Annotated in this window: 25 protein-coding genes; 16 read left to right on the top strand and 9 right to left on the bottom strand. The window is 72.4% G+C overall.

Annotated features, from left to right (window positions below; translation table 11 throughout):
* Positions 1-157: 157 nt before the first annotated feature.
* A complete protein-coding gene (locus tag ACIO3O_RS32065; RefSeq protein ID WP_401752001.1) occupies positions 158-328 on the top strand; it encodes a hypothetical protein in 171 nt (56 codons plus the stop codon).
* Positions 329-508: 180 nt separating this feature from the next.
* Positions 509-883 (top strand): DUF6247 family protein, encoded by a 375-nt coding sequence (locus tag ACIO3O_RS32060; RefSeq protein WP_401751999.1) that lies wholly within the window; start codon positions 509-511, stop codon positions 881-883.
* Positions 884-938: 55 nt separating this feature from the next.
* On the opposite strand, the gene ACIO3O_RS32055 is transcribed toward ACIO3O_RS32060, so the two are convergent.
* Positions 939-2,564 (bottom strand): FadD3 family acyl-CoA ligase, encoded by a 1,626-nt coding sequence (locus tag ACIO3O_RS32055; RefSeq protein WP_401751997.1) that lies wholly within the window; start codon positions 2,562-2,564, stop codon positions 939-941.
* 122 nt (positions 2,565-2,686) lie between these two features.
* Here ACIO3O_RS32055 and ACIO3O_RS32050 point away from each other — a divergent pair, with 122 nt between their 5' ends.
* The 5 genes from ACIO3O_RS32050 (at position 2,687) to ACIO3O_RS32030 (ending at position 6,625) form a co-directional block, all read left to right on the top strand.
* On the top strand, positions 2,687-3,835 hold the full coding sequence (locus ACIO3O_RS32050) for a lipid-transfer protein (RefSeq protein ID WP_401751995.1): 1,149 nt from the start codon (positions 2,687-2,689) through the stop codon (positions 3,833-3,835).
* Between the two features lie 7 nt (positions 3,836-3,842).
* On the top strand, positions 3,843-4,292 hold the full coding sequence (locus ACIO3O_RS32045) for a Zn-ribbon domain-containing OB-fold protein (protein ID WP_401751993.1): 450 nt from the start codon (positions 3,843-3,845) through the stop codon (positions 4,290-4,292).
* Positions 4,289-5,074 (top strand): enoyl-CoA hydratase/isomerase family protein, encoded by a 786-nt coding sequence (locus tag ACIO3O_RS32040; protein WP_401751991.1) that lies wholly within the window; start codon positions 4,289-4,291, stop codon positions 5,072-5,074. Before ACIO3O_RS32045 ends, ACIO3O_RS32040 begins: the two co-directional genes overlap by 4 nt.
* A gap of 151 nt (positions 5,075-5,225) precedes the next feature.
* Positions 5,226-6,260, top strand: a complete 1,035-nt coding sequence (locus ACIO3O_RS32035; RefSeq protein WP_401751989.1) for a DUF1648 domain-containing protein — start codon at positions 5,226-5,228, stop codon at positions 6,258-6,260.
* Positions 6,261-6,262: 2 nt separating this feature from the next.
* Positions 6,263-6,625: a GntR family transcriptional regulator gene (locus ACIO3O_RS32030; RefSeq protein WP_401751987.1), complete on the top strand. Its 363-nt coding sequence runs from the start codon at positions 6,263-6,265 to the stop codon at positions 6,623-6,625.
* A 74-nt stretch (positions 6,626-6,699) separates the two neighbouring features.
* Here the strand turns inward: ACIO3O_RS32030 and ACIO3O_RS32025 are convergent, their stop codons facing one another.
* Entirely contained in the window at positions 6,700-7,299 is a 600-nt protein-coding gene (locus tag ACIO3O_RS32025; RefSeq protein WP_401751985.1) for a hypothetical protein, read from the bottom strand.
* A 210-nt stretch (positions 7,300-7,509) separates the two neighbouring features.
* Here ACIO3O_RS32025 and ACIO3O_RS32020 point away from each other — a divergent pair, with 210 nt between their 5' ends.
* A complete protein-coding gene (locus ACIO3O_RS32020) occupies positions 7,510-8,103 on the top strand; it encodes a hypothetical protein (RefSeq protein WP_401751984.1) in 594 nt (197 codons plus the stop codon).
* Positions 8,104-8,155: 52 nt separating this feature from the next.
* Here the strand turns inward: ACIO3O_RS32020 and ACIO3O_RS32015 are convergent, their stop codons facing one another.
* Positions 8,156-10,522 (bottom strand): serine/threonine-protein kinase, encoded by a 2,367-nt coding sequence (locus ACIO3O_RS32015; RefSeq protein ID WP_401751982.1) that lies wholly within the window; start codon positions 10,520-10,522, stop codon positions 8,156-8,158.
* A gap of 219 nt (positions 10,523-10,741) precedes the next feature.
* Positions 10,742-11,557 carry a VOC family protein gene (locus ACIO3O_RS32010; protein WP_401751981.1) on the bottom strand — a complete coding sequence of 272 codons (816 nt, stop codon included), beginning with the start codon at positions 11,555-11,557 and terminating at the stop codon, positions 10,742-10,744.
* Between the two features lie 267 nt (positions 11,558-11,824).
* Here ACIO3O_RS32010 and ACIO3O_RS32005 point away from each other — a divergent pair, with 267 nt between their 5' ends.
* Positions 11,825-12,472 carry a TetR family transcriptional regulator gene (locus ACIO3O_RS32005; RefSeq protein WP_401751979.1) on the top strand — a complete coding sequence of 216 codons (648 nt, stop codon included), beginning with the start codon at positions 11,825-11,827 and terminating at the stop codon, positions 12,470-12,472.
* Between the two features lie 191 nt (positions 12,473-12,663).
* On the opposite strand, the gene ACIO3O_RS32000 is transcribed toward ACIO3O_RS32005, so the two are convergent.
* Both ACIO3O_RS32000 and ACIO3O_RS31995 read right to left on the bottom strand, forming a co-directional pair.
* Positions 12,664-13,176 (bottom strand): nitroreductase family deazaflavin-dependent oxidoreductase, encoded by a 513-nt coding sequence (locus ACIO3O_RS32000; RefSeq protein ID WP_401751977.1) that lies wholly within the window; start codon positions 13,174-13,176, stop codon positions 12,664-12,666.
* Complete coding sequence (locus ACIO3O_RS31995) at positions 13,176-14,216, bottom strand: acyl-CoA dehydrogenase (RefSeq protein ID WP_401751976.1); 1,041 nt, start codon at positions 14,214-14,216, stop codon at positions 13,176-13,178. The genes ACIO3O_RS32000 and ACIO3O_RS31995 overlap by 1 nt, the downstream gene beginning before the upstream one ends.
* 130 nt (positions 14,217-14,346) lie before the next feature.
* Between ACIO3O_RS31995 and ACIO3O_RS31990 the strand changes: the two genes are divergently transcribed.
* Entirely contained in the window at positions 14,347-15,561 is a 1,215-nt protein-coding gene (locus tag ACIO3O_RS31990) for a thiolase C-terminal domain-containing protein (protein WP_401751974.1), read from the top strand.
* Positions 15,562-15,869: 308 nt separating this feature from the next.
* Entirely contained in the window at positions 15,870-16,547 is a 678-nt protein-coding gene (locus ACIO3O_RS31985; RefSeq protein WP_401751972.1) for a pyridoxal 5'-phosphate synthase, read from the top strand.
* 90 nt (positions 16,548-16,637) lie between these two features.
* On the opposite strand, the gene ACIO3O_RS31980 is transcribed toward ACIO3O_RS31985, so the two are convergent.
* The gene (locus ACIO3O_RS31980; protein ID WP_401751970.1) at positions 16,638-17,066 is read right to left on the bottom strand and encodes a Zn-ribbon domain-containing OB-fold protein; all 429 of its coding nucleotides are present in this window, start codon (positions 17,064-17,066) and stop codon (positions 16,638-16,640) included.
* Entirely contained in the window at positions 17,066-17,515 is a 450-nt protein-coding gene (locus tag ACIO3O_RS31975) for a DoxX family membrane protein (RefSeq protein ID WP_401751969.1), read from the bottom strand. Before ACIO3O_RS31975 ends, ACIO3O_RS31980 begins: the two co-directional genes overlap by 1 nt.
* Before the next feature lie 182 nt (positions 17,516-17,697).
* Between ACIO3O_RS31975 and ACIO3O_RS31970 the strand changes: the two genes are divergently transcribed.
* Positions 17,698-18,891: a flavin-containing monooxygenase gene (locus tag ACIO3O_RS31970; RefSeq protein ID WP_401751967.1), complete on the top strand. Its 1,194-nt coding sequence runs from the start codon at positions 17,698-17,700 to the stop codon at positions 18,889-18,891.
* Between the two features lie 279 nt (positions 18,892-19,170).
* Here ACIO3O_RS31970 and ACIO3O_RS31965 read toward each other — a convergent pair whose 3' ends face one another.
* Positions 19,171-19,656 carry an ATP-binding protein gene (locus ACIO3O_RS31965; protein ID WP_401751965.1) on the bottom strand — a complete coding sequence of 162 codons (486 nt, stop codon included), beginning with the start codon at positions 19,654-19,656 and terminating at the stop codon, positions 19,171-19,173.
* A gap of 211 nt (positions 19,657-19,867) precedes the next feature.
* Here ACIO3O_RS31965 and ACIO3O_RS31960 point away from each other — a divergent pair, with 211 nt between their 5' ends.
* The 4 genes from ACIO3O_RS31960 (at position 19,868) to ACIO3O_RS31945 (ending at position 23,512) form a co-directional block, all read left to right on the top strand.
* Positions 19,868-20,767, top strand: a complete 900-nt coding sequence (locus tag ACIO3O_RS31960) for a DUF5753 domain-containing protein (protein ID WP_401751963.1) — start codon at positions 19,868-19,870, stop codon at positions 20,765-20,767.
* A 9-nt stretch (positions 20,768-20,776) separates the two neighbouring features.
* Complete coding sequence (locus tag ACIO3O_RS31955; RefSeq protein WP_401751962.1) at positions 20,777-20,980, top strand: DUF397 domain-containing protein; 204 nt, start codon at positions 20,777-20,779, stop codon at positions 20,978-20,980.
* Positions 20,981-21,221: 241 nt separating this feature from the next.
* On the top strand, positions 21,222-22,586 hold the full coding sequence (locus tag ACIO3O_RS31950) for a serine/threonine-protein kinase (protein WP_401751960.1): 1,365 nt from the start codon (positions 21,222-21,224) through the stop codon (positions 22,584-22,586).
* 104 nt (positions 22,587-22,690) lie between these two features.
* A complete protein-coding gene (locus ACIO3O_RS31945) occupies positions 22,691-23,512 on the top strand; it encodes an NAD(P)H-binding protein (protein ID WP_401751959.1) in 822 nt (273 codons plus the stop codon).
* The last annotated feature ends 8 nt before the right edge of the window (positions 23,513-23,520 follow it).

Below are 23,520 nucleotides of genomic sequence, written 5' to 3'. Positions count from 1 at the left end.
CCATCGATCCGTCGCGTCGGGGGGCAGGCGGGTCGATGCCCGGCCGTACCGCTTCTGCGGTGCGGCGACGCACATCCCGCCCGGCGATCCAACGGGGGAACCGCCGGGCGGGCCGCACCACTCCGCCCGCCCGTCTCATTCAGGGAGCTGACTCTTCATGGCCGACGAGAACACCACCAAGCCGAACGACGCCCACGCCTCCAGCGAGCCCGTCACCACGCAGGACGCACACGCGTCCGGCGGGCCCGTGAAGCCGAAGGACGCCCATGCCTCGGGCGGCCCCGCCACCCCGAACGACGCCCACGCCTCGTCGGAACCGGCCAACTAGGACCTTCTCGCACGGGGGATCGGCCGCGGCGGCGCGGAGGGGGAGCCGCCGCGGCCGCACGCTTTCCGGGCCGGGTTGTCCCGTACCTCGTATCCGCAGGTCAGATGGGTACGGGGCCGGAGGCAACCCGCGCCCCCGTTCCGCCCTCCTCCCGTACGAGACCGCCTCGGAAGGACCGGAATGACCGCCCAGCGCAACCCTTCGTCCCGCACGGACCGCACGGAACCCCTGCTGCCCCGCCCGGACCGCACCACGGCCGCCCTGCGCGCGGCGGTGGCCCGGCTGGCGCCCGCGCAGCTTCCGGAGATGGAGCGGCAGATGGAGGAGGCCCTCTCCCTGGCCGCGCGCACGGGCCGGCTGGCCCCGCTCACGGCGTTCCTGGAGAGCTGGTCGGTGGCGATGGAAATAGCCCGCACACCGGCCACGGCCGACCGCCTGCGCACGGCCGAGTACACGGCCCGCACGGCGGCCCCGGGCTCCCCGGAGTGGCGCACGGCGATGGAGGAGATCGGGGCGGTGCAGGGGGAGGCACGGAGGGCCCTGGCGGAGGGCTGAGGGCCCGCGACCCGGGTCAGCGGCCCGGCGCAGCGCTCCGGCTCAGCGGCCCGGCTCAGCGCCCCGCCCGCCCCCGCAGCTCCCCCTTCACCACCTTCCCGCTCGCGTTCCTCGGCAGCTCCGGCAGGAATTCGACCGCCCTCGGGACCTTGTAGTTGGCCATCTCGCGGCGGGCCCAGGCGATCACGTCGTCCGAGGTGAGCGAGGTGTGCGGGCGGCGGACCACGTAGGCCTTGCCGACCTCGCCCAGGCGGGGGTCCGGGATGCCGATGACGGCGACGTCGGCGATGGAGGGGTGCAGGCCCAGGAGCTGTTCGATCTCGGCGGGGTACGCGTTGAAGCCGCCGACGATGAACATGTCCTTGATCCGGTCGGTGATCCGGAGGTTCCCGGCCGGGTCCAGGACGCCGACGTCCCCCGTGCGGAGCCAGCCGTCGGGCGTGACCGCCGCCTGCGTCGCCGACGGGTCCTCGAAGTAGCCGCTCATCACGTTGAAGCCCCTGACCAGCACCTCGCCCGGCTCGCCGGGGGCGGCGTCGACCCGTACCTCCGTGCCCGGGATCGCCCGCCCGGAGGTGGTGGCGATGGTCGAGGGGGCGTCCCCGCGGCGGCACATCGTCACGAATCCGGAGGCCTCGGAGAGGCCGTACGCGGTGAGGACGGTCGCGATGTGCAGCTCGGAGCGGAGGCGTTCGACGAGCTGGAGGGGGACGACCGCGGCTCCCGTGACGACCAGGCGCAGGGCGGTCAGGTCGTGGGAGGCGCGGGCCGGGTGGTCCAGGAGGGACTGGTGGAGGGTCGGGGGGCCGGGGAGGACCGAGATGCGTTCGGCGGCGATGTTGGCCAGGACGGTGTCCACGTTGAAGACGGGCTGCGGGACCATCGTCGCGCCCCGGGTGAGGCAGGCGATGATGCCCGCCTTGTAGCCGAAGGTGTGGAAGAAGGGGTTGACGATCAGGTAGCGGTCGCCCTCGCGCAGGCCCGCCAGGTCGGTCCAGATGTCGTAGGCGCGCAGGGTCTGGGCGTGGGTGATGACCGCGCCCTTGGGGCGGCCCGTGGTGCCGGAGGTGTAGATGATGTCGGAGGGGTCGGAGCCCGGGATCGCCGCGGCGCGTGCCCGGACCGCCGCACCGCTCACCGACTCGCCGCCCGCGAGGAAGTCCTTCCAGGTCAGGAAGGTGGAGGGGGCGGCGTCGTCGGCGAGGACGACCACGTCGGTGAGGTGCGGGAGGCCGGGGAGGGGACCGGTACCGGAGCCTTCCGAGGCGGCACGGCGCAGTGAGGCGACGTACGAGGTGCCGAGGAAGGTGCCCGTGACGAAGAGGAGTTTCGTACGGGACCGGGCGAGGACGTAGGCGGCCTCCGCGCCCTTGAAGCGGGTGTTGAGGGGGACCAGGACCGCACCCGCCGTGACCGCCCCGAGGGCGGAGACGATCCAGTCGAGGGTGTTCGGGGCCCAGACCGCCACCCGGTCCCCGCGCCGCACGCCCCGGGCGAGACAGGCGGCCGCCGCGCGTTCGACGCGCTCGCCCAGTTCGGCGTACGAGACACGGGTGCGGCCCTCGACGACGGCCTCCCGCGCGCCGTACCGCTCGGCGGCGTACCGGACGAGCTCGGGAACGGTGGCCCACGGGGTGCTCCCCGTGGTGTCGATCACGTCGTCCTGTGCGTCGAACTGCATCGCAAGCCCTCCCACACCACTAGCTGACTATCCGTCAGATTAGCTGTAGCCTGACGCGCTGTCAGCAGTCAGTCAGCAGCAAGAGGTCAGCTGTCAGGACGAGCGCGGAGAGGCTGTGGAGCATGCCGGGACTCAAGGACGCGACGGCGATAGTCGGCATCGGGCAGACCGAGTTCGCCAAGCAACTCCCGCAGAGCGAGAAGGAGTTGGCGTGCCGCGCCATCCTGGCCGCGCTCGACGACGCGGGCATCGACCCCTCCGAGGTCGACGGCTTCGCCTCGTACACGATGGAGGAGACCGACGAGGTCGAGGTCGCGAAGGCGGTCGGCACCGGGGACCTCACCTTCTTCTCCAAAGTGGGCTTCGGGGGCGGCGGTTCGTGCGCGACCGTCGCCCATCTCGCGTCCGCGATCGCGACCGGGCAGGCGAGCGTCGGGGTTGCCTGGCGGTCCCGCAAGCGGGGCAGCGGACCGCGCCCCTGGAAGAACACCACCGTCCAACTCCCCACCCCCGCCCAGTGGACCCGCCCCTTCGGCCTGCTGCGGCCCGCCGACGAGATCGGCATGCTGGCCCGCCGCTATCTGCACGAGTACGGCGCGACCCGCGACCACCTCTTCAACGTCGCCCTCGCCTGCCGCAACCGGGCGAACCAGAACCCCGCCGCGATGATGTACGAGCGCCCCCTCACCCGGGACATGTACATGAACGCCCGCTGGATCAGCGAACCCCTCTGCCTCTTCGACAACTGCCTGGAGACGGACGGGGCGTTGGCCTGCGTGATCGTCTCCGCCGAGCGCGCCCGCGACTGCCGCCGCACGCCCGTGTACGTCCACTCCGCCGCCCAGGGCCTGCCCGCCCAGCACCACGGCATGGTCAACTACTGGAACGACGACCCGCTGACAGGACCCGCCTGGACCGCCGCCCGACACCTGTGGAAACAGGCCGACTTCGGCCCGCAGGACGTGGACGTCGCGCAGATCTACGACGCCTTCACCCCCCTCATCCCGCTCTCCCTGGAGGGCTACGGCTTCTGCGGGCGCGGCGAGGGGGCCGCCTTCACCGAGGGCGGCGCCCTGGAGAGCGGCGGCCGCCTGCCCATCAACACGGGGGGCGGCGGCCTGAGCGAGGCGTACGTCCACGGCTTCAACCTCATCAACGAGGGCGTGAAGCAGCTCCGCGGCACCTCCACCGCCCAGGTCCCGAACGCCTCCACCTGCCTGGTCACGGCGGGCGAGGGCGTCCCGACGTCCGCACTGCTGCTGAGGAGTTGAGCACCCCATGACCGACACCGCGAACGACCTCCTCTCCCCCGTCGTCGACCCCGACGGCGCCCCCTTCTGGGAGTACGCCGCCCGCGGCGAACTCCGCGTCCAGGCCTGCGCCGCCTGCGGCGAACTCCGTTTCCCGCCCCGCCCGTGCTGCCCGCACTGCCACTCCTTCGACTCCGAGTGGCGCCTGATGAGCGGCCGCGGCACGATCTGGTCGTACGTCGTCCCGCACCCGCCCCTGCTCCCCGCCTACGCGGCGCAGGCCCCGTACAACGCGGTGATCGTGGAGCTGGCGGACGCCCCCCGCATCCGTCTCGTCGGCAACGTCGTCGCCTCCCCCGACGCGGCGCTCGACTCCGTCGACCCGGCGCGGCTGCGCATCGGGGCCCGGGTGCGGGTGGCCTTCGGGACGCTGCCGGACGGCACGACGGTCCCGCGCTGGCTGCTGGAGCGGCCGTGACGCCGCCGACGCCGACGGTACGGGTGGACCGCGACAAGGACACCGGGGTCGCCGTCGTCACCCTCGACCGCGAGGCGAAGCTGAACGCCATCGACCTCCCCACCGCCGCCCAACTCACGGCCATCTGGCGGGAGTTCCGCTTCGACGACACCGTACGGGCGATCGTCCTGACCGGCGCGGGCCCGAAGGCCTTCTGCACCGGCATCGATCGCACGGTGGACGTCCCCCAGCCGCCCTCCCCGTACGCGATCGACGACCCGCTCCTCACCGTCGGCCCGAAGGCCAACGACCTCTGGAAGCCGGTGGTCGCGGCGGTGCGCGGGATGGCCTGCGGCGGGGCGTTCTACCTGCTGGGCGAGGCGGAGTTCGTGGTGGCGGGCGAGAACGCGACCTTCTTCGACCCGCACACGACGTACGGCATGGTCAGCGCGTACGAGACGGCCCTGCTCGCCCAGCGGATGCCGTACGGCGAGGTGGCCCGCATGGCGTTGCTCGGGACGGCCGAGCGGATGTCGGCACGCCGGGCGTACGAAGTGGGCCTGGTCTCCGAACTGACGCCGGACGGCGAGGAGTTGGCGGCGGCGCTGCGGTCGGCGGAAGTGATCGCCGGGCATCCGACGGAGGCCGTGCAGGGGACGGTCCGCGCGGTCTGGGCGACCAGGGAGGCGGCCCGCGCCCAGGCGTACGCACAGGCCCCGCACCTGATCGCGCTGGGGAATCTGCCGCCGGACCGGCAGGCGGAGCTGTTCGGGAAGCGGGGTACGGACTTCCGGATTCGCTGAGGGGACCGTGGGAAGCCCACGGGAGGCCCAGAGAAGGCCCACGGAAGGCCCACGACGGGTCACCCGTAAGAGAGTTGTTCGCACCGAAGGCGAACAACTCTTCCCCCACCTCCAGTTGTTCTAGTAATATGCGAACAACTGGAGGTTCACCATGGCACTGCGCACCAGCATCCGCATGAGTCCGGCCCGACTGCGCCTCACGGCGCTCACCCTCGCCCCCTTCGCCCTGGCCCTGATCGCCTACCTCACGACCTACGTCCTCCGCCACGACGCCCTGCCCGCCCGGGTGGCCACCCACTACGACGGCTCGGGCACCCCGAACGGCTTCGTCGGGCGCGACACCGTCCTGTTCGTCGGTGCCGGCGTACTGCTCCTGCTCGGTACGGTCTGGACCTGGTGCGGCGCGGGCAGGGCCGCACCCACCGGCCCACTCGGCACGTGGGCGATGCTCGCGTGCGGCTGGGGCACGGCCGCCTTCCTGGGGTACGTCCTGTCCGCCGTGCTCCACGCCAACGCCGACACGGGAGACGGCTCCCTGGCCCGCTTCCCCGCCTGGCAGTTCGCCGTCGCGCTCGGCGCGGCGTCGGCGGCGGCGCTCCTGGGATCACTGCTGGCCCGCGTCATCGTGGGCCGGCTGCCGCCGGGACCCGGCCCCCGCACCCCGCAGGGCGGCACCACGGACCGGATCAACCTGGCCTCGGGCGAGGTGGCGAGCTGGGCGCGCGGGCTGGCCCCGTGGACGATGCTGCTGGCCGGATGCCTCACGCTGGCGGGCGGCACGGTGGCCGGGCTGGCGGCGGGCTGGACGGTCTTCGCACCGCTGTGCCTGCTCGGGCTGGCCGCACTGCTGCTGTCCTCGTCGTACGTCACGGTGGACCGCCGGGGGCTGACCGTCGCCCCGGCGCTGCTGCCCTGGCCCGCGATACGCATACCGCTGAGCGGCATCACGGAGGCGTCCAGCCGTAGGATCAGCCCGACCGCCGACTTCGGTGGCTGGGGCTACCGGGTGCGGGCGCACCGCACCGGCCTCGTCACCCGATCCGGCGACGCCCTGGTCGTACGGCGCAAGAGCGGCCGGGAGTTCGTGGTCACCGTGGACGACGCGGCCACCGGTGCCGCGCTGCTCGCCACCCTGCTCGACCGGCGGGCGGGCACGGAGGACCGAGCAGACCGAGAGGGCCGCTGACCATGCTGTTCAAACTGGACGCCGCGTCCACCGTGCCGCTCGGCGACCAGATCGCGTCGTCGGTGCGCGCCGCCATCGCCGACGGCACGGTGGAACCCGGCGAACGGCTGCCCGCCGCCCGCGTACTGGCCGGCTCGCTCGGCATCAACGTCCATACGGTGCTGCGCGGTTACCAGCGGCTGCGCGAGGAGGGCCTGATCGAGCTGCGGCGGGGACGCGGCGCGGTGGTCGTCGACAACCCGGTGTCACCGGGGCGGGCCCGCGTCCTGGAGCGGATCGGCGAACTGGTCGAGGAGGCCCGCAAGGTGGGCATCCCGGAGGAGGACCTGCTCGCCCTGATCCGGGCGGCGAACCTGGCCGGCTGAACGACGTACGAACCCCTCCGCACGCCGAAGGGCCCTGCCGTACACACGGCAGGGCCCTTCGGCATGGATGCGGCTCAGGAGCTGGTGCGGCTCGCGTACTTGACCTCGCAGCGGCCCGAGAGGGTCTCGGTCGAGCGCTTCACGTAGACCGTGGAGACGTCGACGGAGCGGGACTGGCCCGGGGCGACGGCGGAGATGCTGGTGGAGCGGGAGCCGACGGTGGAGCCGTTGTTCGTGAAGCTCACCGTGAAGCTGTAGTTGTAGGTGCTCGACGAGCTGCTGTTCCTGGCGGTGATGGTGGCGAGCATGCCGCGCGACGGGTCGTACTTGCAGTCCGTGATGGTCAGGTCGCGGTTGGCCGCGTTGCTGCCGCCGCCGCTCACGCCGGAGACGGAACCGCTCGAGCTGCTGGAGCTGGAGGAGGACGTGCTGTCCGAGCCGCCGGTGGTGGAGGAGCTGAAGCCGCCGCTGGAGGACGAGCTGGAGCTGCTGGAGTCGTAGCCGCCGGTGGAAGAGCTGGAGCTGGAGTCGCTGCCCCCGCTGCTGGAGCTGCTGGACGAGCCGTGGCTGCTGGAGCCGCCGCCGCAGCTCCCGCCGTGCGAGCCGCGGGCTCCGGTGAGCGCGACGACGGCGATGCCGAAAACGGCCACTGCGCGGACATGGCGGAGCTTCATGCTTCCAACCCCCGTTGATGTGAAGCGAGATGGGACGAAGAAGGGCATTGCTGCCCGGGCGGATCTGGCAGGAGCCGCCGCGAAGTAAAGAACCCGTAAGGACGAGTGCATGACACCCTAGCAGCGCCTGTCACATGGCGGTCCAGGAACCTCGGGCGTAGCGTCAAAGCTCCGCAGACCCTCGCAAAACCTCGACACGAGGAGCCCGAGATGGTCAGAAACACCCTCGGTGCGGTACTCGCCCTCGCCGGTGCGACGGCCGCCGTGTGGAGCCCTTTCCGGGCCTGGAACGACGGTCGGCGCGGTCGTGACTACCGCATCGAAGATCTCTTCGACGGGATCACAGACGTCAAGGCGGAGCTGGCCGGTTCCCTGCTGCTGCCGTTCGTTTTCGCGGCGCTGGTGGTGCTGATCGCGGTGTTCCTCCGCTCCCGGCTGCTCGTCGCGCTCGCGGGGCTGGTCACGCTCGGGTTCACGGTGCTGTGGATGGTGCGGCAGGGTCAGGCGGGGGGCGGCATCGCGGTCAATGCGGACGGGTCGGGGCTGGGCATGGGGGTGGCGAGCGCGGCGGGAGGCGGCGTACTGATGCTGCTCGCGGCGGCGATCATGAACGGCCGCCGGGGCCGGCGGACGCGCCGGGGCCGTCGGGACGTGGCACCTGCGGCTGCGCCTGTGCCGGACGAGGGGGCAACGTACGCCCCGGAGGCGACGGGCCAGGTGCCGACGATGGACGGGCGGCACACATCAGCCCGTCCGGCGATTGAGGACGCGCGGGCGGAGCCCGGGCAGGGGTCCGGGGCGTAGCCCCGGTAGTGACAGCAACCCACCACCGGCCCGCACCCGAAGCCCCGCAGGCTCAGCGCCCGCGCCCCGTCGCCGTCCCCTTCACCGCGTCCAGCGCGTACACGCACCGGTCCTTGCTGCACGCGTAGACGATTCCGGCCTCCGCGACCGGGGAGCCGGTGATCTCGCCGCCCGTCTTGAGCTTCCAGCGGAGCTGGCCGCCCACCGCGTCCACGGTGTACAGGCAGTGGTCGGCGGAACCGAAGTGGACCCGGCCGTCGGCCACCACGGGCGCCCCCACCAGTTCGCCGCCCGCCGCGAAGCGCCACTTGGGCGTGCCCGTGACCGCGTCCAGCGTGTAGAGCGCGCTGCCGCTGCCCACGTGCACGTGCCCGGAGGCCACCAGTACCGGTTCCGTGGACTGCCGGGACTCGGTCGCGATGCGCCAGCGGTCCTTGCCGGTGGAGGCGTCCAGCGCGTACACCGTGCCGAGGTAGTCGGCGAGGTAGATCCCGCCGCCGGTGACCGCCGGGCCCGGCGCGAAGGCGGGCGGCGAGAGGAAGACCGCCGGTGCCTCGAAGTGCCAGCGCACGTGCCCGGAGTCCTGGTCGACGGCCAGCACACGGGTCCCTGCGGAGACGTACGCATAACCGTCCTCGGCCGACGTCACGCGCACCGGCACGTTCCCGCAGGACGCCGCGTCGCCGATCGGGTACGACCAACGCTCCATGCCGGAACGGGAGTCGAGGGCGCGCAGGCGGGCGTCCTGCCAGACGTACACGGTGTCGCCGTGCAGGTCGGGGCCCGCCTCGGGGGTCTCGAAGTCGGTCTGGGCGCCGGTGACCTCCCACAGCTTCTGGCCGCTGGAGGCCTCCCAGGCCTGGACGCCGCCGCCCCGGGTGCCGGTGACGACGGTGCCGCGCGCGGCCTTCAGCGAGTACACCCAGGCGTCGGTCTGGAGCCGCCAGCGCTCCGCCCCGTCCGTCGCGTCGAGCGCGTACAGCGTGGGTCCGTCGGAGGCGTGGATGCGGCCGCCGGAGACCGCCATCGCCCAGGCGACATCCCGCGTCTTGAACTGGCGGCGGCCGGAGGCCACGTCCAGTGCGTGGACCTCGAAGGAGGTGACGTAGACCAGGTCGCCCGCGACGGCCGGCGTCCCCCACACGTCGTTCGACATCCGAAAGCGCCACGGCCGCCACCCGCCGGGCGCGGGCCCCTCGGGCGGCTGCGGGGGTACGGCGGCGGGCGCGAGGGGCGCCCCGTTCATGGCAGCCCCGCCGGGCGCGCGCACCCAGCCGGTGGCGGCCTCGGCCACGACGGCCGCCGCCCCGTGCCCGTCGGCCACCCGGGGTCCTGGCCCGATCGGCACCTTCGCCCCGGCGAGCCGGATCGGCCCGTCCGTGTACGCCGGCGGGGGTGCGGCCTGACCGGTGCGCGGGTCGAGATACCGGTCGCGCTGGTGCGGCGGGAACGGCGGCGGGCCCGGCGGACGCGGCGGCGGGGAGGGATCGCGGGGCGGGGCGACCGGTGCGGTGGGGGTGACCCGGCCGCCGCCCCGGCGCTGCTCGATCATCGCGGTGGCCCGCCCGGGCAGCCACGCGGACGCGGTGCCGGAGTCGTCGCCGCCGGAGGAGAAGAGGTGCGGGGCGAGCTGGGCCTGGAGGTCGGCGGGGCTGGGCCGCATGGCGGCCTCCATCCCCATGCAGGACTCGATCAGCGGACGCAGCTCGTCCGGGAGTCCTTCCAGGTCGGGGCCTTCGCGCAGCAGCATGAAGACGGTCTCGACGGGGTTGGCCCCGTGGAAGGGGGCGTGCCCGGTCGCGGCGAAGACGAGGGTGGAGCCGAGCGAGAAGATGTCGCTCGCGCCGGTGACGCTGCGGGAGTCGCGGGCCTGCTCGGGCGACATGTACGCGGGGGTGCCGACCGCGACGTTGGTCATGGTCAGGCGGGTGTTGGAGACGCCGGACGCGATGCCGAAGTCGATGACGCGCGGCCCGTCCTCGACGACCAGGACGTTGGAGGGCTTGAGGTCGCGGTGGACCAGGCCCGCCCCGTGGATGGACTGGAGGGCCTCGGCGATGCCTGCGGCCAGCCAGCGCACCGCGTTCGCGGGCATGGGCCCGCACTCGTTCACTATTTCTTCGAGCGAGGGCGCGGGCACGTACGCCGTCGCCAGCCAGGGCACGGCCGCCCTCGGGTCGGCGTCGACCACGGCCGCCGTGTAGAAGCCGGAGACGGCGCGCGCCGCCTCGACCTCGCGGGTGAAGCGGACCCGGAACAGCTGGTCCTCGGCGAGTTCCGTCCGTACGGTCTTGATCGCCACCCGGCGACCCGACGCGGAACGCGCCAGATAGACGAGCCCCATCCCTCCGGCCCCGAGCCGTCCGAGGACCTCGAACGGGCCGATCCGCCGCGGATCGTGCTGCGTCAGCTGCTCCACTTGCCTGCCACCTCCCCGTACCAGGCCGCGAAACACAGCCCCGGGGGCATTCTTCCTGCCGAAGGCCGCAGTGGCTAACCCGGGGCCGGAATGGAATGTTTCCCCCCATTCCGTACACGTTTGGTGGAGATTCCGGTCGCAAGTGGAAGGGGCGGGACCACTTTGCGGCCCGGGAGGCCGGGGCCGACGGCCGGGGCGGCCCCGGCAGACGGGCCGCGGCTACTTCTTCGGCTCGGCCAGCACCGCGAACACCGCCCCCTGATTGTCGACCAGAATCGCCATCCGGCCGTACGGAATGTCGAACGGGGGCTGGCTGATCCGCCCACCGAGCCGCTTCGCCGCCGCCGCGGCCTCGTCGCAGTCCTCGACCATGAAGTAGCTGAGGAAGTGCGCGGGCATCTCGGCCGGGAGGGCGTCGGTGATGACGGCCCGGCCGCCGACCGCCGTGTCGTCGCCGGGCTCGGTCCCGGCGGGCGACCAGGTGCGGAAGGCGACGCCGGACGCCTCGTCCGTCAGCTCGGCCAGGTCCCGGGTGCCGAAGCCGAAGACCTTCTCGTAGAAGGCGTCGACCCGCTCCAGGTCGGACTCCCGCACATAGGCCTCCGTCCAGCAGAAGGCGCCGGGCACCGCCGTCCGCTCGAAGCCCGGGTGGCTGCCGCCCTGCCAGACGCCGAAGACCGCGCCGCCAGGGTCGGCGATCTGCGCCATCGTGCCGTACGGACCCACGGGCATCGTGTCCATGACGATCTGGCCGCCCGCCTCGCGGGCCCGGGCCACCAGGGCGGCGGTGTCCGGGGTGGCGAAGTAGACGCCCCAGGCGGTGGGCATCCGGCCGTCGGCCTTGGCGGCGAGCGCGGCGACGTTGGCCCGGTCCTCGCCCTCGCCGACGTACGCCTGCGTGTAGAAGCCGTACTCCTTGTCGGCGGGCTCGTCGAAGGTCCAGCCGAACAGGCCGCCGTAGAAGCGCCTGCCCGCCTCGACGTCGGGCAGCGCCACATCGATCCAGCAGGGCACACCTTCAGCGAATGCGGTCATGGACCGATCCTTCCCGCTTGGGGAAATCCCCGCTCGGAGATATCCACCGACGTTGTCCACAGGCTGTTGATAACACTATTGGGGGACACCTGTGGACGCCCTGCTGCATACCGCCATTCGAAGTCCCCGGGCCCGCCGCCCCCCGCCCCTGTCCCCTCTCTGCACCGCAGCCGCCCCTCCCGCCCCGTCAACTCCGACCAAATCTGGCCGGAAACCCATTTGCACTCGCCGAATCGCGCTCCGATCACCCCTCGGTAAGCTGACGGCATGACAGGACAAGTACGCACCGTCGACGGCCGCGTGGCCGGTCGACGCGGTCAGGCGACGCGGCAGAAGCTGCTCGACTGCCTCAGTGAAATGCTCAGCTCGTCCCCCTACCGGGACGTCAAGGTCATCGACGTGGCCCGCAAGGCCGGTACTTCGCCCGCGACCTTCTACCAGTACTTCCCCGACGTCGAGGGCGCCGTCCTCGAGATCGCGGAGGAAATGGCCAAGGAGGGCGCGGGGTTGACCGACCTCGTCGCCGGGCGCTCGTGGGTCGGCAAGGCCGGAGCGCAGACCGCCGAACAACTCGTGGACGGATTCCTCGACTTCTGGCGGAAGAACGACGCGATCCTGCGCGTCGTCGACCTCGGCGCGGCGGAGGGCGACAAGCGGTTCTACAAGATCCGCATGAAGATCCTGAACTCCGTCACCAACTCCCTGACGGACGCGGTGAAGGACCTCCAGGCGAAGGGCAAGGTCGACAAGGACGTGTCGCCCGCGGCGATGGCGGGCTCGCTGGTCGCGATGCTCGCGGCCGTGGCCTCGCACCAGAAGGGCTTCACCACCTGGGGCGTCAAGCAGGCGGAACTCCGCCCGAACCTGGCGCAGTTGGTCCACTTGGGCATCACGGGCAAAAAGCCCGCCAAGTAGCAGAAACCGTACCGGACGAACCCCCACCAAGTCCTGTCACCCGATGGCGGACCACGCATGTGGTCCGCCATCGGCGTATCCGGGCCCTCGGCACATCCGCCCCCTCGACGCACCCGAGCCATCGACGCACCCGGGCCCTCGACGCGTCCGAGCCCTCGACACGTCCGGGCCCTCCGCACGGGATGGGCGGGTCAGCGCCGCTCGATCCGGAACAACCGGATCTCCCTCTCGATCCTCTTCTGGTACGAGGCGTACGGCGGCCAGAACCCCAGCACCGCCCGCCACGCCTCCGCCCGCTCCTCCCCCTTCAGCAGCCGCGCCCGCACCGGGATGTCCTGCCCCTCCCAGTTGACGGAGACCTCCGGGTGGGCCAGCAGGTTGGCGGTCCAGGCGGGGTGCCCCGGACGGCCGAAGTTGGACCCGATCAGGATCCAGGTCCCCTTCTCCGGCTCCGGCATGCAGGCCAGCGGCGTCCGCCGGGGCTGCCCGGTCTTCGCGCCGCGCGCGTGCAGGATCACCCCCGGCAGCATGCGGGTGCTCATCATCGCCCGGCCCTTGCTGAGCCGGTGGACGGCGCGGTCCATGGCCGGGATGACGTGCGGGGCGATCCGCGCGAAGGTCCGCGTGGAGGACACCTTCTGGACCACTTTCCTCCCCACCGGCGTGCCTGCCCCTGCGCCCCTCCTCCTGCCGGTCCCCGCCATCACACGGCCTCCTTCGTCCCCGTCACACCGTCTCCTCCGGTACGTCCGAACACCCCCGACACCTCCACCGCCCACGCCCGCAACCGCTCGACCGGCCCGAACAGCACCTCGTCGCCCGCCACCCGCGCGAAGCAGCCCTGCGCCTCCCGCACGCCGTCGCCCCCTCCGCCCCGCATGGCCTCGCCGGCGGCGGCACGGAGCGCCTCCAGCCCCTGCGCGAGGGCGAGGGCACCGCCGCCGACGTCCGCCGGGTGCCACACGGTGCGGTACGCGGCCGAGCGCGCCGCCTCCACCGCCGCGTACACCTCGGCGAGCCGGGCCCGCCCCCCGGCCCGGGCGGCAGCCCCCGCGAGGAGCCGCTCGGCGGCCCCGACGGCCTCCACCGCCAGCACGGCGGCGACGGCCCGCCCGACCGCACCGAGCGCCTCCGCCACCCCCTCCCCGCTGCCCAGCAACTCCCCTTCCACGTAACGCAGTTGCAGCGTGGCCTGCGGGCGTGCGTCCTCCGCCGCCGCCTGCCGTACGCGGGCCAGTCCGACCGCGTCCTTCGCCCGTACGAGAAAGAGCAGCACCCGCCCCCGGGCGAAGCCGCCGGTGTGCGCGGCGACGAGGAGCAGGTCGGCGCCATGCCCGTCGAGCACCTGCTCGGCCTGCCCGTACAGCACCCACCCCTTCTCGCCCCGGCGGGCCTGCACCCCGCCGGAACGTCCGCCTCCGGCCCAGCCGCCGTCGGTGTTGTCGCCGGTCAGCCCGAGCGCGACGGACAGCGCACCACCGGAGACGGCGAGTGCGGCACTGCTGCGACCTGCGGCGATGTCCGGCAGCAGGGTGGCGCGCTGCTCCTCGGAGCCGAGGGCGGCGATCAGCGGCGCGGCGAGTACGGCGGTCGCGAGCAGCGGCGGGGAGAGCGGCGCGCGCTCCAGCCCCTCGGCGAGCCGGTGCCAGAGCTCCCGGCGGCGCTCCCCGGCGACCCCCGCAATGAGCAGTTCGTTCAACGTACGACGGATCGCGTCCTGCTCCGCGGTGAAGGCGGCATCCATCCGGTGTGCTCCTCCCCTGAATCTGACGGGGCGTCATGCTAGAGCGCTGCCGCATGGATTCCCAGAGCACCGCCACCCCCAATCCCCATGACCACATGCACACTTGAACATCTGATGTACCGTCAGATCCATGACGCCCACACCTCGAAAGAACCCTCGGGAGACCCTTGGGGAGACCCCTCGGGCCGGGACCCGCAAGGTCGCCGTCGCCGGTGTCGCGCTCGCCGACTGCGGCCGGGTGGACGACGCCACCCCGTACGCGCTGCACGCCCAGGCCGCCCGCCGGGCGCTCGCGGACTCGGGCCTGGACCGCTCGGTGATCGACGGTTTCGCGTCCGCCGGACTCGGCACGCTCGCCCCCATCGAGGTCGCCGAATACCTGGGCCTGCACCCCCGCTGGGTGGACTCCACCTCGGTCGGCGGGGCCACCTGGGAGGTGATGGCCGCGCACGCCGCCGACGCCATTTCCGCAGGTCACGCCAATGCCGTACTCCTCGTGTACGGCTCGACCGCCCGCGCCGACATCAAGGCGGGCCGCCGCACCTCCAACCTCTCCTTCGGCTCGCGCGGCCCGCTCCAGTTCGAGGTGCCGTACGGGCACACGCTGGTGGCCAAGTACGCGATGGCCGCGCGGCGCCACATGCACGAGTACGGGACGACCCTGGAGCAGCTCGCCGAGGTGGCGGTGCAGGCGCGGGCGAACGCGGCGACCAACCCGGACGCGATGTTCCGCACCCCGCTCACGGTGGACGAGGTCCTCTCCGGCCCGATGATCGCCGACCCCTTCACCAAGCTGCACTGCTGCCTGCGCAGCGACGGGGGCTGCGCGGTGCTGCTGGTGGCGGAGGACTTCGTACCGGACATGAAGAAGCCCCCGGTGTGGATCCTGGGCACGGGCACCGCGGTCTCCCACACCACGATGTCGGAGTGGGACGACTTCACGGTGTCCCCGGCGGCAGCCAGCGGCCAACAGGCTTACACCGCAGCCGAATTGACCCCCTCGGACGTCGACATAGCCGAGATCTACGACGCCTTCACCTACATGACGCTGGTGACGCTCGAAGACCTGGGCTTCTGCGCGAAGGGGGAGGGCGGCGCGTTCGTCGAAAAGGGCCGCCTGCTGCGGGACGGCGCGCTGCCGGTGAACACGGACGGCGGCGGCCTGTCGGCCTGCCACCCGGGGATGCGGGGCCTGTTCCTGCTGGTGGAGGCGGTACGACAGCTACGCGGAGAGTCGGGAGACGGCCAGGTCCACAGGACGGACGGAAGCCTGCCGGAGGTAGCCATCGCCTCGGGAACAGGCGGCTGGTTCTGCTCCTCGGGAACGGTCCTGCTCGGACGGTAGACATCCCGACGCCGCCAGGGCGCGCCCCATCAGGGCGCGGGGCTGTACCGACATGCGGCTCCGCCGCGCGGGCGCTCCCGACCCGTCCCGGGCGACTTATCCGTGCCCCGTTAGGGGCGCGGGGAACTGCGCGAGCAACCACAACGCACCCGCACGTACCCCCACAATTGCCCCGCGGGTTTAGGTGAAGGGGCGGGGCTGGGGCGAAACCGGGGGTCCGGGGGCAGCGCCCCCGGCGTGAACAGCAACCACCCACCACCCCGCACAGAAACCCCGCACAGAGCCCCAGCCGCACGCACAATCACCCCATGCCCACCAACGACACCCCCGACCGCGACTTCCGCACCCTCCTCCACTCCCTCCGCGTCTGGGACCGCATCCCCCTCCCCACCCTCGACCCGGAGTCGACCCCCACCACCCCCCTCCCCCTCTTCCGCACCTGGCTCCGCGAAGCGGCGGAGGCCGGCCAGCCGGAACCGCACGTGATGACCCTGGCCACCGCCGACGCGGACGGCCGCCCCTCCACCCGGGTCCTGACCCTGCACGACGCGGACGAGGACGGCTGGCACTTCGGCACCCACAGCACGAGCCGCAAGGGCCGCGAGCTGGCCGCCCGCCCCGACGCCGCACTCGGCTTCTACTGGCCCGCGCAGGCCCGCCAGGTCCGTATCGAGGGCTCGGTCCTCTCCGGCACCCCGGAAGCGGCCACGGCCGACCTGCACGCCCGCTCGACGGGCGCACTGGCGGCAGCACTCACCGGCCGCATGAGCGAAATCCTCACCTCACAGGCAGAGTTGGCGGCGGCCTCGGAGGCCTCCTGGGCCCGCGCCGAGGCCAACCCGACCCTCTCGGCCCCGACCTGGACGCTGTACTCCCTGGTCCCGAGGGAGGTCGAGTTCTTCCAGGGCGACGCCCGCCGCCAGCACGTACGGCTGCGCTACCGCCGCGAGGGCGACACCTGGGTGCGCGACCTGCTGTGGCCGTGACAGGCCACGGATACAGGCCACGAACCTCGCAGACGGACGTGATCCGGCACTCCTGGGCACGCGAACCCCGACAACCACGCGCATCCGCCCCTACCCAGGCCCGTCCCGCCCCACGAGCCGGAACACCGGCACCGCGTACCCCTCGCCCGCCCGGAAGGCGACCTCCAGCTCGGCCCCGATCCGCAGGTCGGACTCCGCGCAGTCCACGACCTCGGTCATCATCCGAGGCCCTTCGGCAAGATCCACGACGGCAGCGACGTACGGAACGCGCTCACCGAACGGCGGAAGGTCATTGCGATGCACGACCGACCACGTGTACAGCGTGGCGCGGCCACTGGCCCGCTCCCACGCGACGTCGCCGCTCCAGCAGTACGGGCAGAACTCGCGCGGATAGTGGTGCGGGCGCCCGCACGCACCGCACCGCCGCAGCAACAGCCGCCCCTCGGCGGCGGCCTGCCAGTAGGGACGGGTGAAGGCATCGATGTCCGGGTCAGCGGGGGTACGCGCATGCGTAGTCATCAAAAGATTCCGATCACATGGTCGAGGGACCAGACCTGCCAGGACATGGCGAAGAGCGCGACCAGCGAGATGAGCGCCATCATCGCGTTCTGCCCCTGCTCGGCCCAGTCATGAATCATCAGTACGAAGTACAGGAGATTGAGCAGCAGCCCGCCAACCAGGGCGACCGGGGTCAGAAACCCAACGATCAGCCCCACCCCCAGGGCGAGTTCGGCATACACCACGACGTACGCCATCGCCTTCGGCCGGGGCACGACGACCTTCTCGAAGCCGCGCTTGACGAAGGGCCACTTGTGCTTGCCCGCGACGTCGGCGGCCCAAGCAATGCCGGTCCCTCGCTCGAACCACCCCTTCTTGTCCTTGTGCCGCCAGCTCTCCAGCCACCACAGACCGAGGCCGATCCGCAGGACGGCCAGCCACTCCGCGCCGCCGAGCCAGACGGTCTGCACAGAACGGCCTCCCTCACAAGCATTTCTGACGGTACGTCAGTTCAACGGACGCCGCCGCAGTACGCAAGAGGCCGAACGCACCCCGCCCCGCCAAACACCCCCCTCACGTGATCAATTCGCAACCCGATCCCCCACTTGACCGAGACCCACCACCGCGCCACGCACGGTTACGCTCACGCCCCATGGCCCCCACCGACAACACCACCCCCACCCCCGGCATAGCCACCACCAACGACCGTCCCGTGTACGTGATCGGGGCGGGCCCCGGCGGTCTGGCGGCAGCGGCGGCCCTCCGCGCCCGGGGCGTCCGGGCGGTCGTCCTGGAGAAGTCCGACCGGGTCGGAGCCTCGTGGCGGGCCCACTACGACCGCCTCCACCTGCACACCACCCGGGCCCTCTCGGGCCTCCCGGGGCTGAAGATGCCCCGCTCCTTCGGCCGCTGGGTGTCGCGGGACAACGTCGTCCGGTATCTCGAAAAGTACGTCGAGCACCACGCGTTGGAGATCGTCACCGGCGTCGAGGTCTCCCGCATCGAGCGCACCTCCGACGACTCCGCCTGGCTGCTGCACGCCAGCGGGGGCCGGGAGCTGACCGGTGCGGCGGTCGTCGTCGCCACCGGCTACAACCACACCCCGCACCTCCCCGAGTGGCCGCACTCGGCCTCGTACCAGGGCCAGCTCCTCCACGCCACCGACTACCGCAACCCAATTCCCTTCCAGGGCAAGGACATCCTGGTCGTCGGCGTCGGCAACACAGGCGCCGAGATCGCAGCCGACCTGGCCGAGGGCGGTGCCTCGCGCGTCCGTCTCGCCGTGCGCACGGCGCCGTACATCCTGCGCCGCTCCACGGCGGGCTGGCCCGCCCAGCGCACGGGCATCCTGGTGCGCAGGCTGCCCGTCCCGCTGGTCGACAGGGCGGGCGACATCGTCTGCCGCATCTCCGTCCCCGACCTCACCCCGCACGGCCTCCCCCGCCCCACCCACGGCCTGTACTCCCGCGTCAAGCAGGGCGCGATCCCGGTCCAGGACGTCGGGTTGATCGCCGCGATCCGCGCCGGGAAGGTCGAACCGGTCGCCGCCCTCGACTCCTTCGCCACGGAGTCCGGCGAGGCGGTCCTCGCGGACTCCTCCCGCCTGGCCCCCGACGTGATCATCGCCGCCACGGGCTACCGCCGCTCCCTGGAACCCCTGGTCGGCCACCTCGGCGTCCTGGACCCCCGGGGCCGCCCCACCGTCCACGGCCCCCGCACCTCCCCCCAGGCCCCCGGCCTCCACTTCACGGGCTTCACGAACCCCATCTCGGGCATGTTCCGCGAAATGTCCCGGGACGCGGACCGCATCGCCCGCACCCTCTCCCGCCCGGCGAAGCGCCGCTGAGTCCGGGGTCGGCCCGCCTCGTGACGCCGGGGCCGTCGAGGTCGGCACGGACGTGCCCCCGCCCGGTCGGCGCCGTGCGTACGGTACGGCCGACCAGGGTGCGCAGGACCGGCCACTGCTGCTGAAGCAGGTCCCGGGCCAGGTGCGGGGGCAGCTCCACGACGCTCTGTGTGGGCCCGCGCAGGGCGTCCCGCGACTCCGGCAGACGGCACCGGAACTTCTCCCGGTACCGGGCGAGGTCCTCGGCCTCGGGGAATCCAGCCTGCTCGCCGGAGCCCCTCAGGGCAGCCACCCTTCCCACCGGTATCCGCGCTCGAACCGCCCGGTGCCCACGCCCCACCCCCGCCCGAGCTCGAACCAGGTCGACTTGCCCCGCCCCGGCACGTGGGTGCAGACGCCCCAGTCGTCGGCCCCGCTCGACAGGAGCTGGAGCCCGCGCCCGTGCTCGGAGTCGTCGGCGGGGACCGTGTAGAGGGGGCGGCCGGGGGCTTCGTCGTGGACAAGGACGCGGAGGCTCTTGAGAGGGTCGGTCCATCCGGCGGAGAGGGTGAGGGGGTCGGTGGTGCCGGTCGCTGCGCAGGCGGCGATGGCGTTGGTGACGACCTCGGAGGTCAACAGGACTGCGGCATCGGTGAGTTCCTCCCCGCGACCGGCCGAGTCGACGAGCGTCCTGACCGTCTCGCGGGCGGTGCGGACCCAGGCGGGGTCGGGCGGGAAGACGAGGGACACGTCGGCGGTGAGGGCGGGTCGGTTTCGGTTCCGCATGGATCCTCCTCGGCGGATGCGGGTACGCGGTGGCGCGCACCGGCGCTTCACGGTGACCAGGTCCGTCCCTCAACTCCGTTGGGGGCGGGGGTACTTCCGTCCTTCGACGGTAGAAGCATCGGTTTCGTGCTTGCAACCTGTACGGAGGAATTACCTCTATCGAGTGGCCCCGCCCCGACAGGAGGGGGCAGACTGCCCGTGATCCGGGAAGGTGTGTGACGTGGGACTACGACCTCATCCAACGCAGCGGCAGCGCCGCCTGGGACTCGAACTCCGCAGACTCCGCGAGGAGTCCGGTTTCTCTGCGGCAGAAGCCGGCCGGACGGCGGGGTTGGGCGCTGCCCACATGAGCCACATCGAGACGGGCCGGACCGCCATCCCGGAACCCAAGCTCCGCGTACTCGCCGATACGTACGGTTGCAAGGACAAACCCCTGGTCGACGCCCTCGTCACCATGGGAAAGTCCACCGGACGGGGGTGGTGGACCGAGTTCCGCCCCACGATGACCGACCCGGCACTCGATCTTGCCGAGGTCGAGGCAACGTCCGTCGCGCACAGGAACTTCCAGTGGTTGCACGTCCCCGGCCTGCTGCAAACCGAGGAGTACATGCGAGCCTCGTTCGAGGGCGTCAACCCGATGTCGACCGCCGCCGAAAGGGACCTCTTCGCCACCTTCCGCCTGCGTCGCCAAGAGGAACTGCGTCGCAACGAGTCTCTCGCCTACCACGCCGTCATCCACGAGGCGGCTCTGCGCATGCAGTTCTTCAGCCGGGACGTCATGCGAGGCCAGATCGAACACCTGGTGGAGGTGTCCCGAGCCCCGAACGTGACCGTGCAGCTGCTGCCGTTCCAGGCGCAGAGCTACGAGGTCGCCTTCAGCACGCCCTTCGTGGTCTATGAGGCCTCCGTTCCTGCGCTGCACACCGTGTATGTAGAGCATCCTGTCTCCTCTCCGTTTCTCTCGGAGCAGCAGCACCTGGCCATGTACTGCGAGTCCTTCGATCGACTCAGCAAAGCGGCGCTCCCTCCGGTGGACGTGAGGTCGCGAACATGGTCGTACGGGACCAGGGACTCCCTGGCACTGATCCAGCACCTGCTGTACACCCTGTAGAGAGGAACCATGAGCGAACTCACTTGGCAGAAGTCCAGCTTCAGCGGCGGCAGCGGACAGGGCGAATGCGTCGAGTTGGCCCTCGACCTGGCCGGCCGCATCCACCTCCGCGAGAGCGACGAGCCCACACGCATCACCACCGTGACTCCCACCGGCCTGGCCGGACTTCTGCGTACCGTCAAGGCAGGCACCTTCTCCAGCCCCACGAGCTGACCCGGAGAGCCCCGGGCTCTCTCCGCCTGCTCCATGCCCTGACCGGCAGGGTCGCGAGGGACCGCCCGGGCACCCGCCCCACAGGGTGAGGGGCTGCCGATCCCCTCTCCCCCGCAGGCCGCCGCCACCGAGAGCCTGCTCGCCGAACCGGCCGTACGACGGGGAACACCTCTCCCCTCGCCCCAACATCCTTGACGCATACGGCAATCCGGCCCACACCCCCTCCCCTACCCTGTACCCCGTGACCGACGTGGGCGAAGTGCTGATCGGGGGGCGTTACCGGCTCCAGGAACTCATCGGGCAAGGAGGGATGGGCCGGGTCTGGCGCGGGACGGACGAGACGCTCGGGCGGGAGGTCGCCGTCAAGGAAGTGCTGCTGCCGCAGGGGATCACCGCCGAGCAGCGCGACGTACTCCTCCAGCGCGTCATGCGCGAGGCCCGGGCCGCGGCCCGGCTCAACCATCCCGGGATCATCACCGTCCACGACGTCGTCGAGCACGCCGGGGCACCGGTCATCGTCATGGAGTACGTCACGGGCCGCTCGCTCGCTGCGGCCGTCGCCCGCAGCGGGGGTCTGCCCGTGCGGCGGGTCGCCGAGATCGGGCTCGCGATGCTCAAGGCCCTGGAGCGCGCGCACGCCGCCGGGATCGTGCACCGCGACCTCAAGCCCGACAACGTCCTCCTCATGGACGACCGGGTCATCCTCACCGACTTCGGCATCGCGCACATGGCCGACGCGACGACCGCCCTCACCCACACCGGCACCCTCATCGGCACGCCCGCGTACATGGCCCCGGAGCAGTTGATCGGCAGGCCGCCGCAGGCCGCGACCGACCTGTGGGCGCTGGGGGCGACGCTGTACTGCGCCGTCGAGGGGCAGCCCCCGTTCAGCGCCGACACCTTCACCGCACTGTGCATCGCCGTGGCGACCGAGCAGCCGAGGCCGCCGCAGCGGGCGGGCGCGCTGGAACCCGTACTGGCCATGCTCCTGACCAAGGACCCGGGGCGGCGTGCGGACGCGAGGCGGGCGCGGGCGGGACTGGAGGCGGCGGCCGGTGGGGCGGCGCACGTCATCCCGACGCAGGTCGATCCGCGGGCGGCTCCGGCACCGGCGGCGGCTCCAGCGCCGGGGGCCGCTCCGGCGCCCGGGGCGGGCCGGGCGCGGGCCGGGGCCGCCGGACCCGACGCGCCCACCGTGAGCGCGGCCCGGGGGCGGGGGCCCGTCCCGGGTGTCCCGGCGGGTCCGCCCGAGCCCGCGGGGCCGGGGAGGGGGCCGGGCCCGGCCAGGTGGCTGCGGTTCCTGGGGTGCCTGGCGCTGAGCTGCGCCATCGCGTTCCTGCTGCCGTGGAACATGCGGGGCGTGACCGCCATCGGCCTCCTCTTCGTCATCGCCGTCGCGGCGCTGAACGCCTTCCCCAGGCCCCGACTGGGCCCGGCCCTCGTCTGGGGGTGCGCGGTGACGTTCGACCTGGCGCTGTTCACCGCGCTGGGGCTGCTGGGCAGATCCACATACTCGGCCGGGACCATGGCCTCGCTCGTCCAGGCGCTCGTCATGGGCACCGGAGCGTGGCTGCTGTGGTGGAAGCTGCCGGTGCGCAACGCGTAGCGAGCGTGCTCAACCGGGCCACGCACCGGGCCAGTTGCCGTCTAGCCTTCTGGTCGTACGGCGGGCCGATCGCCCGCCCCGGCCGGCGCGAGACGAGGAGCGGCATGACGATTCTGGTGACAGGTGCGACGGGGAACCTCGGGCGGCTCGTGGTCGAGCGGCTGCACCAGGACGGTCGTACGGTACGGGCGCTGACGCGCGATCCGGCCCGCGCGACCGGCCTCCCCGACGGCGTCGAAGTGGTGGCGGGCGACCTCACCCGGCCGGGCACCCTGGCCACCGCCCTGGACGGCGTCACCGCCCTGCACCTCCTCGGGGCCACGGGTCACGACCACACGCCCCTTTCCACCGGGGCGGAGATCCTGGACCTCGCCGCCGGGGCGGGCGTGCGGCGGCTGACGGTCCTCGCGGTCGGTGACGGAGCCTGGGGCAAGGCCGTGCGGGCGAGCCCCCTGGAATGGACCTTCGTCTGGCCGATCGACGTCATGTCCAACACCCGGGGCTGGGCGGACGTCATCCGCGCCGAGGCGGAGGTCCGCGAACCGTACGCCTCGCGCCGGACCGCCTCCGCCGACGAACGCGATGTCGCCGAGGTCGTCGCCGCCGTCCTGACCGGCGGCGGGCACGCCGGGGAGCGGCTCGTCGTCACCGGGCCGGAGGCCCTCACCCCCGCCGACAAGGTCGCGGCCATCGCCGCCGCCACCGGCCAGGACCTCCGCTTCACCGAACTGACCGACGAACAGGCACGGGCCCAGTGGCGTGCGGAGGGCTGGCCCGAGGAGGGCATCGACTTCATGCTGCGCATGTGGGCCACCGTCCCGGAGTCCGTCGCCCGCACGACCACCACCGTCCAGGACGTCCTGGGCCGCCCGCCCCGCTCTTTCGCCGACTGGGCCGCAGAGCACGCGGCCGCCTTCCGGCCCTGACGGCGCAC

This window comes from Streptomyces sp. NPDC087440 (genome assembly GCF_044744005.1).
Lineage (GTDB): Bacteria > Actinomycetota > Actinomycetes > Streptomycetales > Streptomycetaceae > Streptomyces.
This window is presented reverse-complemented; position numbering and strand designations above follow the sequence as displayed.

Bases quoted from the DNA above. Each gene is read 5' to 3' on its own strand.
- ACIO3O_RS32065 (WP_401752001.1), top strand. From the start codon at position 158: ATGGCCGACGAGAACACCACCAAGCCGAACGACGCCCACGCCTCCAGC.
- ACIO3O_RS32060 (WP_401751999.1), top strand. From the start codon at position 509: ATGACCGCCCAGCGCAACCCTTCGTCCCGCACGGACCGCACGGAACCC.
- ACIO3O_RS32055 (WP_401751997.1), bottom strand. From the start codon at position 2,564: ATGCAGTTCGACGCACAGGACGACGTGATCGACACCACGGGGAGCACC.
- ACIO3O_RS32050 (WP_401751995.1), top strand. From the start codon at position 2,687: ATGCCGGGACTCAAGGACGCGACGGCGATAGTCGGCATCGGGCAGACC.
- ACIO3O_RS32045 (WP_401751993.1), top strand. From the start codon at position 3,843: ATGACCGACACCGCGAACGACCTCCTCTCCCCCGTCGTCGACCCCGAC.
- ACIO3O_RS32035 (WP_401751989.1), top strand. From the start codon at position 5,226: ATGGCACTGCGCACCAGCATCCGCATGAGTCCGGCCCGACTGCGCCTC.
- ACIO3O_RS32030 (WP_401751987.1), top strand. From the start codon at position 6,263: ATGCTGTTCAAACTGGACGCCGCGTCCACCGTGCCGCTCGGCGACCAG.
- ACIO3O_RS32025 (WP_401751985.1), bottom strand. From the start codon at position 7,299: ATGAAGCTCCGCCATGTCCGCGCAGTGGCCGTTTTCGGCATCGCCGTC.
- ACIO3O_RS32020 (WP_401751984.1), top strand. From the start codon at position 7,510: ATGGTCAGAAACACCCTCGGTGCGGTACTCGCCCTCGCCGGTGCGACG.
- ACIO3O_RS32010 (WP_401751981.1), bottom strand. From the start codon at position 11,557: ATGACCGCATTCGCTGAAGGTGTGCCCTGCTGGATCGATGTGGCGCTG.
- ACIO3O_RS32005 (WP_401751979.1), top strand. From the start codon at position 11,825: ATGACAGGACAAGTACGCACCGTCGACGGCCGCGTGGCCGGTCGACGC.
- ACIO3O_RS32000 (WP_401751977.1), bottom strand. From the start codon at position 13,176: ATGGCGGGGACCGGCAGGAGGAGGGGCGCAGGGGCAGGCACGCCGGTG.
- ACIO3O_RS31995 (WP_401751976.1), bottom strand. From the start codon at position 14,216: ATGGATGCCGCCTTCACCGCGGAGCAGGACGCGATCCGTCGTACGTTG.
- ACIO3O_RS31990 (WP_401751974.1), top strand. From the start codon at position 14,347: ATGACGCCCACACCTCGAAAGAACCCTCGGGAGACCCTTGGGGAGACC.
- ACIO3O_RS31985 (WP_401751972.1), top strand. From the start codon at position 15,870: ATGCCCACCAACGACACCCCCGACCGCGACTTCCGCACCCTCCTCCAC.
- ACIO3O_RS31980 (WP_401751970.1), bottom strand. From the start codon at position 17,066: ATGACTACGCATGCGCGTACCCCCGCTGACCCGGACATCGATGCCTTC.
- ACIO3O_RS31970 (WP_401751967.1), top strand. From the start codon at position 17,698: ATGGCCCCCACCGACAACACCACCCCCACCCCCGGCATAGCCACCACC.
- ACIO3O_RS31965 (WP_401751965.1), bottom strand. From the start codon at position 19,656: ATGCGGAACCGAAACCGACCCGCCCTCACCGCCGACGTGTCCCTCGTC.
- ACIO3O_RS31955 (WP_401751962.1), top strand. From the start codon at position 20,777: ATGAGCGAACTCACTTGGCAGAAGTCCAGCTTCAGCGGCGGCAGCGGA.
- ACIO3O_RS31945 (WP_401751959.1), top strand. From the start codon at position 22,691: ATGACGATTCTGGTGACAGGTGCGACGGGGAACCTCGGGCGGCTCGTG.